Raw genomic sequence first — 9,877 nt, forward strand, 5'->3', positions numbered from 1 at the left:
AGACGTACTGCACGATATCCAGGACGGGACCTTTGCCAAAGACTGGCTCCTGGAAAACAAGGCTGCCGGCCGGGCCCATTTCCTGGCTATGCGCCGTCAGCACGCCGAACATCCGATTGAAGAAGTCGGTGCCAAACTGCGCAAGATGATGTCCTGGCTGAACGAAGAAAAACCAGAATAATACGAAAGAGGGGATGGGGCAATGAACATCAATGGTGCACAGGCAATTATCGAATGCCTGAAAAAAGAAGGCGTGTCTGTCGTATTCGGTTATCCCGGCGGCACCGTACTGACGTTATACGATGAATTATATAAGGCAGAATTTCCACATATTCTTACCGGTCATGAACAAGGTGCTATCCATGCAGCCGATGGCTATGCCCGGGCGACGGGAAAAACAGGAGTCTGCTTTGCTACTTCTGGTCCCGGTGTCTGCAACATGGTTACGGGCATTGCGACAGCCAACATGGATTCCGTTCCGCTGGTCATCATCAGTGGTCAGGTCACCACCAGCCTGATTGGCCGTGATTCCTTCCAGGAAGCCGACATTTCCGGCATAACGACGCCGATTACCAAGCATAATTACTTGATAAAAGACGTGGAAGAATTGCCTCATATCCTGAAAGAAGCCTTTTACATCGCCTCGACGGGCCGGCCTGGTCCTGTCCTGATCGATATCGCTAAAGATGTATTCGATGCTACACTGAATTTCAAATATCCTAAAACGGTCCATCTGCGGGGGTACAGCGGCCGCTATATCGGTCAGGAAGACCATGTCACCCAGGCCGTAGAAGCACTGGCTGCCGCACACAAGCCGCTGCTTCTGGCCGGTGGTGGCGTCATCCTTTCCAATACGTCCGGCTATCTGCGTTCCTTTGTAGAAAAAACGCAGATTCCGGTCATCACGACGCTGATGGGCAAAGGAGCCGTACCAGACAGCTATGCCAATCACCTGGGAATGGTCGGTATGCACGGATCATATGCAGCTAACATGGCCGTCATGGAATGCGACCTGCTGCTGGCCATCGGCAGCCGTTTCGACGACCGCGTGACCGGCGATGCCGAAAATTTTGCGCCAAATGCCCGGATTGTCCATTTCGATATCGATAAGGTGGAAATCAATAAAATCGTCCACGCTGATATTAGTGTCGGCGGCGATCTCCGCTGGTCCCTGCCACTGCTGGCCAATCAGGTGCAACAAGGGCGGACACCGTACAAAAAACAATATCAGGAATGGCGCAATCACGTTCTGGCAATGAAGAAAGATCATCCATTTGCCTGCCGACATCTGGAAAATCAAATTTCCCCAGAAGTGCTGATTAAAAAACTGAACCAGCGTCTGGATGATGATACCATTGTCGTCACTGACGTAGGCCAGCACCAGATGTGGGCCGCCCAGTTTTACGACACGGAAAAGCCCCGCCATTTCATTACTTCCGGCGGGCTGGGAACGATGGGATACGGACTCCCGGCTGCCATGGGAGCCAAACTCGCCTGTCCCGGGCAGACGGTTCTCCTGTTGAGCGGCGATGGCAGCATCATGATGAATTGTCAGGAATTTGCCACGCTGGCCGATAACGGCATTGCTGTCAAGACCGTCGTTCTCTGCAACAGTGTCCTAGGCATGGTAAACCAGTGGCAGCGCATGTTTTATCACCGCCGCTACGCAGCATCTCTCCTGAAAAAAGGAAACCGCATTCCCGCTATTTCAGAAGCCATGGGAGTTCCCGGCTTTACGGCCACAACGCCGGATACGTTGGATGAAGCCATAGAAAAATTCCTGTCCGTTCCGGGACCGGCTCTTCTGGAAGTCCGCATCCCCGCCGATGAAAACGTCTATCCCATGGTACCCGGCGGTAAACGTCTGAACGAAATGATTCTGGAAGGAGGCAGCCGTACATGAGACAACATCTGGCTCTGCTCGTAGATAATAAACCTGGCGTCCTGACCCATGTCGCCGGCCTCATCAGCCGCCGTGGCATCAACATCGAAGCTATCAATGCCGGCTATACCGAAGACGCCGATATTACGCGCATCAATATCATCGTAGAAGTAAAAGATCACTGGGAACTGGATCAGGCCGTCAACCAGCTGGCCAAACTAATCAATGTCATCACAATCGTCATTCTCGATGACAAGCCATTCGTCAGCTATGACCTGGCCCTGATTAAAATCCGGTACATCACGGCGAAAGACCGGATTGAACTGAGTAATCTGGCGGAACTGTTCCATGCCAAAATCGTAGACGTGGACAAACAATCCCTGATTTTCCGTCTCGCCGGCCGGGAGGATCATATCGATGCCATGCTGAATATGCTGCAGTATTATGAAATACTGGAAATCGCCCGCACTGGTTCTATCAGCCTGTCACGCGGAAAAGATGCGGTCAAGCATATGGAAACGTAGGAAGGAGACATTATGATTTGTCCCGATTTGCAACAGCTCCTCGTCTGTCGTGACCTGCTGACAGATTCTCTCATCCAGACACTGCAGTCCCTGCAGCAATCCCCGGAATCAGAGAGCCTGCAATCCCGTCTGGCTGCCCAGCTCATTGAAAAAGCTGAACAACTGGGACTTTCAGGAAACCTGCTGCCAGCCTATCTGACCTATCAGCTCATCTGGGGCGACAATACGGCCTCGCGGACGCTGGAACAGAATGGTACGTACGGCCCCGGCCTCATGGCGGCCCTGGCCTCGGATATGGCTGTATTACTGCCCTGGCTGCGCATCGATACACGGGAACTCACCGGTCGTGACTTTCTGTCTTCCTATGTGCCGGCTGTCCCAATCCGCTCTCATGAACGGGATGATCTGATGAAAGCACTCATACAGGCAGAATCTCCCGGATGGGCAGCACAGATACTGTTAGACCATTATAAGACCCATGGCAGTGGTTCTCTGGCCCGGTTTACGGCATTCCGCCTTTCTTCATCAGGCCGCCTTACGGGAATCCGCGATTTTCCCGTATATGACTGGGACGACCTCATTGCCTACCAGCGGCAGAAAGAAAAGCTGCTGGCCAACACACAGGCATTTATCGCCGGTCACCGGGCCAACAACGTACTCCTTGCAGGGGCACGCGGCACAGGCAAATCGACCGCCGTCAAAGCACTGGTAAGCCGTTACCGGGACAGTGGACTGCGCCTGGTACAAATTGCCCGTGGCCAGTTATCGCAGCTGTCAGCCGTTATGGAACGGTTATGTGCCAGTAAAAATCTGAAATTCATCCTCTTTTTCGACGACTTGTCCTTTGACGAAGGGGAAACGGAGTACAAATACCTGAAATCGGTCATCGACGGCGGTGTGACACCCCAGCCGGACAATGTCCTCATTTACGCGACCAGCAACCGCCGCCATCTCCTGCGGGAATCCTGGCAGGACCGCAGCGACCAGATCGATGATATCTACATGCAGGACAGTGCCAACGAATCTATCTCCCTGTCAGACCGGTTCGGCCTCATCCTGCATTATACCCAGCCCACCCAGGACGAATATCTGGCTATGATTGGCCATGAACTGGAAAAATCCGGCATTTCTCTCGATAAAGAAACACTGCGGATTCTCGGCGTACGCTGGGAGCACGAGCATTCCGGACGCAACGGCCGCATCGCCCATCAGTTCGTCACCTGGTATCTGGGACAGCAAGGACTAAAACAGGCTGCGACACGCAATGCCTGACTATCATATATTAGATATAATGCATATACTCATAAAGGAGGTACCTTATGCGTAGTGATATCGTAAAAAAAGGCAGTACCCGTACGGCTCATCGTACGTTATTCCATGCCATGGGCTATTCCAATGAAGACTTGTCCAAACCGCTGATCGGCGTCGTTAACGCGTTTAACGAAATCATCCCCGGCCATATCCATCTCCGGGAAATCGCCCAGGCCGTCAAACTCGGCGTAGCCGCGGCCGGAGGCACGCCGATTGAATTTCCCGCCATCGGCGTCTGTGATGGCATCGCCATGGGCCATGACGGCATGAAATTTTCCCTATCCAGCCGTGAACTGATTTGTGATTCCATCGAAGCCGTAGCCACCGCTCACGCCTTCGACGGATTGGTCCTCATTCCCAACTGCGATAAAATCGTACCGGCTATGCTCATGGCTGCCGGCCGCCTGAATATTCCTGCCGTCGTCGTCAGCGGAGGACCTATGCTGGCTGGCCGTTACCAGGGACGCGATATCAGCGTCAGCACCATGTTCGAAGCCGCCGGTAAAGTGGAATCGGGCCAGATTACGCCAGACGAGCTGGAAGACATGGAAGAACGGGCCTGCCCGGGTTGTGGCTCCTGTGCCGGTCTGTTCACAGCCAATACCATGAACTGCCTTACAGAAGTACTGGGCATGGGTCTTCCCGGCAACGGCACGATTCCGGCTGCCTATTTCGGACGGCGCCGCATGCTGGCCAAAAAAGCCGGCGAAGTCATCATGGATCTCGTGCGCCGCGATATACGCCCCCGCGACATTATGACCCGCGAAGCTTTTGAAAATGCCATTGCCGTCGATATGGCCATTGGCGGTTCGACCAACACGGCGCTCCACCTGCCCGCCATCGCCCACGAAGCGGGTGTAGACCTGCCGCTCCGCGTGTTCGATGAAATCAGCCGTAAATCAGCTTATATCACGAAGATGAGCCCGGGCGGTACGTACCATATGCAGGACCTGGATGAAGCCGGCGGTATCAGCGCCGTCATGAAGGAACTGACCAAACTGGGACTCATCCATACGGGAGCGCAGACGGTCACCGGCACCATTGCCAGCCGCATCGAACATGCAGAAATCCTGAACCATGAAGTCATCCACGGTGTGGAAAACGCCTATATGCATAAAGGCGGCATCGCTATCCTGACGGGTAATCTGGCTCCCGACGGCTCGGTCATCAAGGAAAGCGCCGTAGTCCGGGATCTCCTCGTCTACAAAGGAACGGCACGCTGTTTTGATGCCGAAGAAGATGCCATCGAAGCCATCATCGGCGGTAAAATCCACGAAGGAGATGTGGTCGTCATCCGCTATGAAGGGCCTAAGGGCGGGCCGGGCATGAGAGAAATGCTCAACCCGACAGCCGTCATCACCGGCATGGGGCTTAAAGTCGCCCTTCTGACAGACGGCCGTTTCAGCGGTGCCAGTCGCGGAGCCTGCATCGGCCATATTTCACCGGAAGCCATGGAAGGCGGCCCTATCGCCCTCATCCACGACGGGGATATCATTTCCATCGACATCCCACAACGCAAGCTGGAACTCTGCGTCAGCGATGAAGAACTGGCCGCCCGCAAAGCGGCCTGGAAACAACCGGAACCGAAAGTCAAAACAGGCTACCTGTCCCGTTATGCCCGGCTGGTCACATCGGCCAATACGGGTGCCGTACTGAAATAAAAGAGAAACAAAAAGCGGGGCCGCATCCCATGAGTGTATACCCATGGGATGCGGCCCCGTCTTTATGCAAATATCCGTATCAGGATCAGTATTCTGTCTTGCTCGTCTTCGTCCAGATGCCCATTTTTTCTGCTTCTTTAATGAGTTCTTCCCGGAAATCAGGATGAGCAATATTAATCAGCGCTTCTGCCCGCTGCCATGTGGACTGGCCTTTGAGGAGGGCTACGCCGTATTCGGTAACGATGTAGTGAACGGCCGAACGCGGTGTCGTGACGACAGATCCCGGAGTCAGAGTCGGGCGGATCAGCGATTCCAGACTGCCATCTTTCAGTTTACGCGTCGAATGGACGCAGATGAAGCCCTGGCCACCTTCGGAAAGATAGGCTCCCTGTGCGAAGTCCAGCGCACCGCCGGTACCACTGATATGGCGGTAACCTGCCGATTCGGCGCAGACCTGACCATAAAGGTCAAGGTTGATGCAGCTGTTGATAGAAACAAAGTTGTCAATGCTGGCAACGACATTGATATTGTTGACATAGTTGACCGGTGCATTGAACACGATCTGGTTGTCATCGATAAAATCATACAGACGCTGTGTGCCACCGGCGAAGGTATACATGATTTTACCTCTGTCGCGATTCTTTTTACCGGTAATTTTCCCGGCTTCGTACAATTCGACATAGGGATCTACCAGCATTTCCGTATGACCGCTCAGGTCTTTGACATCCGATTCTGCCAGTTTATGGCCAATAGCGGACGGAATCCCGCCGATACCGAGCTGCAGCGTACTGCCATCTTTGATCATCGGTACGACGAAGCTGGCAATTTTATCATCGACCGGGGTCGACGGTTTATTCGGGACAATCGGCATATCCGGGTTGGACCCTTCGACGATGAAATCGACATCGGCAATATTCAGTTCCGTTTCATAGCCCAGCGCCTTCGGCATTTTCTGATTGACTTCTACGATGACCTTATCCGCCGATTTGAGAATGCCCCTTAAATCGGCTACCTGAGGCCCCAGATTGAAGTTGCCCCATTTATCCATCGGATGTACCTGGAAAATGGCGACATCCACTTTTTTATGGCTCCAGTATTTCGGCAGTTCATTAAAGAGGAGCGGCATGAACCAGCAGCGGCCGGCTTTATTCATCTTGCGGTCGAATCCATTGAAATGGCCCGATACGAAACGGACCTGATCGTTGGATTCCGTTTCCGTATAGGTAAAGAACGGATGATCCTGAATCAGCGTCGCATCGATGATTTCCACATCTTTCAAGCCATCCTTATTGATATGGTCGGCCAGCGCTTTATCCGTATCATACGGTGCCGAACAGCCAAGGCCGTACGATACACGGTCTCCGCTTTTGACGACAGCTGCCGCTTCCTGCGGCGTCACGAGTTTCTTTTGGTACTCTTCTGCAATTTGTGAAAGTTTGTACATATCTGTTGTTACCTCCTTATGCAAAAACCCGTCCGGTCATGCCGGATAAATCCGCCGATGCATCCCTGTCCAGCGGTATCAGGTTCCTGTTACCCATAAATTTATTAAGATAAATAAAGAAGTTTTGTTCTTTTTTATTATACGAAATTTGTGAAAAATAAGTCAAGGTCAAACGCTTTACTCATGAGAAAAACATCTTGTATACATGATTATTTCGTATTTCTGTCATGACTACTATTTTATTTCTTTTCAATAATAGTCTTGATATTTTTAAGATCGTCCAGGTTGACTTCCTTGAGCAGCATGCGGAATTGTGCCAGCTGTTTTTCCACATCCGGCGCCAGTTTGGGAAAATCCGGTTTGATAGCCCGCAGCTTTTCCAGGACAATCTGAGCTACAACGTACCGGGTATACCATTTATCATCAGCCGGTACAATATACCACGGCGCATACTTAGTCGATGTTGCACCCAGGACTTCCCCGTATATTTTCTGGTAGCGGTTCCAATATTTCCGTTCGTTGATATCGGACATGGAAAATTTCCAGTTCTTCTGTTTAGTCACGATCCGGTCTATGAGGCGTTTTTTCTGTTCATCCTTGGACACGTGAAGGAAAATCTTGACCATAGGAAATCCATTTTCCGCCAAATACCGTTCCCAGTCCCTAATCTGGCGGTAGCGGCGTTCCCATATATCCTTGCCAATCAATTTTTCCGGCATGCCGTCACTCTTGATCAGGTTGTGGATATGAGTCACGACGACATCTTCATAGTGGGAACGATTAAATATACCTATTTCACCGCGGCTGGGCAGGGCTTTATTAATCCGCCACATATAGTCGTGATCTTTTTCTTCGGCACTGGGCTGTTTGAAACTGGTCACATGTACACCTGCCGGATCCAGCTGGGCAAAGACATGTTTGACCGTACCATCTTTTCCTGCCGCATCCATAGCCTGCAATACAATGAGGACTCCATAATGGTTATCGGCATACAGCTTTTCCTGCCATCCGTTCAGTTCTTCCATCACGCGGGGCATCCACTCTTTTTTTACCTTTTTCTTGTCAATGTCTACGTCACACGCCGTGGCATACTGGCTGAGGTCTACCTTTTCACCTTCTTTGACACGATATCGTTCAATATTCATGAATCCGCGCCTCCTTATTCACTGTATATATGTTTATTATACCTCATGAGCAAGAAAAAGTGTTCATTTTTGTCAATCTCATATAACAAAAACGGAGCCGTACGAAAATAAACTGACGTTCATCTTAGTACAACTCCGTTTTAACAAATTTTTCGTAATCAGGCTCCCAGCAAACTGCCGACGATAATACCCAGGTAGGTGCCAATGACGTAGCCGAAGGTACCTACCAGCATGGAAGGACCGACCAGCCGGGTCCACCCCTGGGAAATAGCCATACCGGCAGCCGTCGTCGGCCCGCCGATATTGGCATTGGATGCCAGAATGATATCTTCCAGATCGAAATGGAACAATTTGCCACCGATAAAGCAGAAAGCCATATTGATGACAACCATGAGGAAACAGAAGACAAACAACAGCGGTGCATTACGCAGGATTTCCATAATCGATGCGGGCACACCGATAACAAAGAAAAAGAGATAGATGAAATAAGTACCCACTTCCTGAGCGCCATGCATAGTAGCTGCCTTTTTGGCAAAAAACGTCGCATACACCATGGAAATGACCGTAATCCACACATACTGACTGCCAAAGAAGGTATTGCACATATCGAGGAACCAGTTTCCCTTTGGAATGATACCGGCCAGTCCTGCCGCAATCAGTTTGGAAATCGTTACGACAATGACTGCGTAGGCCAGATCAATGGCAATATCCTTGAGGGAAATATCTTTTCTCCCCCAGTAGGCCGCAGCCAGCGTCTTTCCTTCTTCCGATACGCCGTTCTGCAATACGGCATCAATATGGGGATGTGTATAGCCCCGGCGGAAAAAGGCATTGCCGGCAATAGCCAGCAGTACCAGGAAATAGACTGCCATATTGAGATTATCGGCAACTGTCGCCGAAGAAACGAGAGTACCGCCAGCCTTGAATGCATCGGCCAGGGCCGTAAAATTCACGCCGCCGCCAATATACGAACCGGTCATCATGGCCGCGACTTTGGGGAGTCCCGGTACGAACGGCCCCAACAGCCAGGTTCCCAGGACGGCTCCACAGACCGTACCGACAGACCCGATCAAAAAAATAAAGAGCAGCCGTCCCGTTTCCCTCCATATTTTCTGCAGATTTGCCTGCAGCAGAAGGAGCGGGATAGCCAGTGGCACAGCATAGCCCCAGACGACATCGTCATAAAGGGGCGCACTCGTAGGAATAATCCCCGTATTAACCAGAACCAAGGCCATGACCAGCGCGATGACGGCACCGGAAATCCGGGAAGCCCAGGTATATTTTTGTTCCAGATAGATGGAAACCGCTACGGCTCCACACATAATCGTCATGAGCATCCACGTATTCTGCGCACTCACCAAAGTTGCCATACAAAATCCCCCTTACCGATAATTGTTACCACCATAGGTATAGGTAAATTATACCCGATTTCCGCCAATTATCTACCCTTTATTCTTTCATTTGCCTAGCATATTAATGTATCACGCCCATGGATGCCAGTATGACAAAAATGACAAAAGCCACGACGACCAGCATCCCCATCTGCATCATATTCACAGCCATCCTCCTCTCCTGTACTATCCTATCATACCATAGATTGCCTAATCTGGAGAAGGACGTCACCGGTATCACACCGGCAAACCACTATATAAAAAAATGGGACTGCCCGATGATGTGACCCCAAAAAGTTAGACCTTGGGGCTATAACATAATAGCCTCTTCTAAAAAAGGGACTCAGTTATGAGCTGACCCCCAATCGTTAGATGTTAGGTCTAACAATTGGGGGTCAGCTCATGAAGACAGTCCCATTTTTATATGTGTGCACCTATAGTCTTATTCTGCGTGGAAGGCATCTGTATTGGCCTGGAAATGCTGATACAGGCTGACTGTATCCGTCTGGAGGGCCAGAT

The 9,877-nt window shown here is 51.2% G+C and carries 7 protein-coding genes and 1 pseudogene; 5 read left to right on the forward strand and 3 right to left on the reverse strand.

Going from position 1 to position 9,877, the window contains the following annotated elements; translation table 11 throughout:
• From DBO31_RS05560 to ilvD, 5 genes and pseudogenes are all read left to right on the forward strand, one after another.
• A pseudogene (locus DBO31_RS05560) lies at positions 1-181 on the forward strand (ketol-acid reductoisomerase); the annotation flags it as partial.
• Between the two features lie 21 nt (positions 182-202).
• Positions 203-1,903, forward strand: coding sequence for a biosynthetic-type acetolactate synthase large subunit (ilvB, locus tag DBO31_RS05565; protein WP_059076325.1), 1,701 nt, complete (start codon positions 203-205; stop codon positions 1,901-1,903).
• On the forward strand, positions 1,900-2,406 hold the full coding sequence (ilvN, locus tag DBO31_RS05570) for an acetolactate synthase small subunit (RefSeq protein ID WP_150824650.1): 507 nt from the start codon (positions 1,900-1,902) through the stop codon (positions 2,404-2,406). Before ilvB ends, ilvN begins: the two co-directional genes overlap by 4 nt.
• A gap of 12 nt (positions 2,407-2,418) precedes the next feature.
• Positions 2,419-3,678 (forward strand): ATP-binding protein, encoded by a 1,260-nt coding sequence (locus DBO31_RS05575; RefSeq protein ID WP_075581761.1) that lies wholly within the window; start codon positions 2,419-2,421, stop codon positions 3,676-3,678.
• Positions 3,679-3,725: 47 nt separating this feature from the next.
• Complete coding sequence (gene ilvD, locus DBO31_RS05580; protein ID WP_150824651.1) at positions 3,726-5,378, forward strand: dihydroxy-acid dehydratase; 1,653 nt, start codon at positions 3,726-3,728, stop codon at positions 5,376-5,378.
• 85 nt (positions 5,379-5,463) lie between these two features.
• Here ilvD and DBO31_RS05585 read toward each other — a convergent pair whose 3' ends face one another.
• The 3 genes from DBO31_RS05585 to DBO31_RS05595 form a co-directional block, all read right to left on the reverse strand.
• Entirely contained in the window at positions 5,464-6,822 is a 1,359-nt protein-coding gene (locus tag DBO31_RS05585) for an acetyl-CoA hydrolase/transferase family protein (protein WP_059076321.1), read from the reverse strand.
• 239 nt (positions 6,823-7,061) lie between these two features.
• The gene (locus DBO31_RS05590; RefSeq protein ID WP_150824652.1) at positions 7,062-7,967 is read right to left on the reverse strand and encodes a polyphosphate kinase 2 family protein; all 906 of its coding nucleotides are present in this window, start codon (positions 7,965-7,967) and stop codon (positions 7,062-7,064) included.
• A 158-nt stretch (positions 7,968-8,125) separates the two neighbouring features.
• Positions 8,126-9,337, reverse strand: coding sequence for a DUF819 domain-containing protein (locus tag DBO31_RS05595; protein ID WP_150824653.1), 1,212 nt, complete (start codon positions 9,335-9,337; stop codon positions 8,126-8,128).
• Between the last annotated feature and the right edge of the window lie 540 nt (positions 9,338-9,877).

Origin of the sequence: Megasphaera sp. DJF_B143 (assembly GCF_900320625.1) — a bacterium.
Taxonomy (GTDB): domain Bacteria; phylum Bacillota; class Negativicutes; order Veillonellales; family Megasphaeraceae; genus Megasphaera; species Megasphaera hexanoica.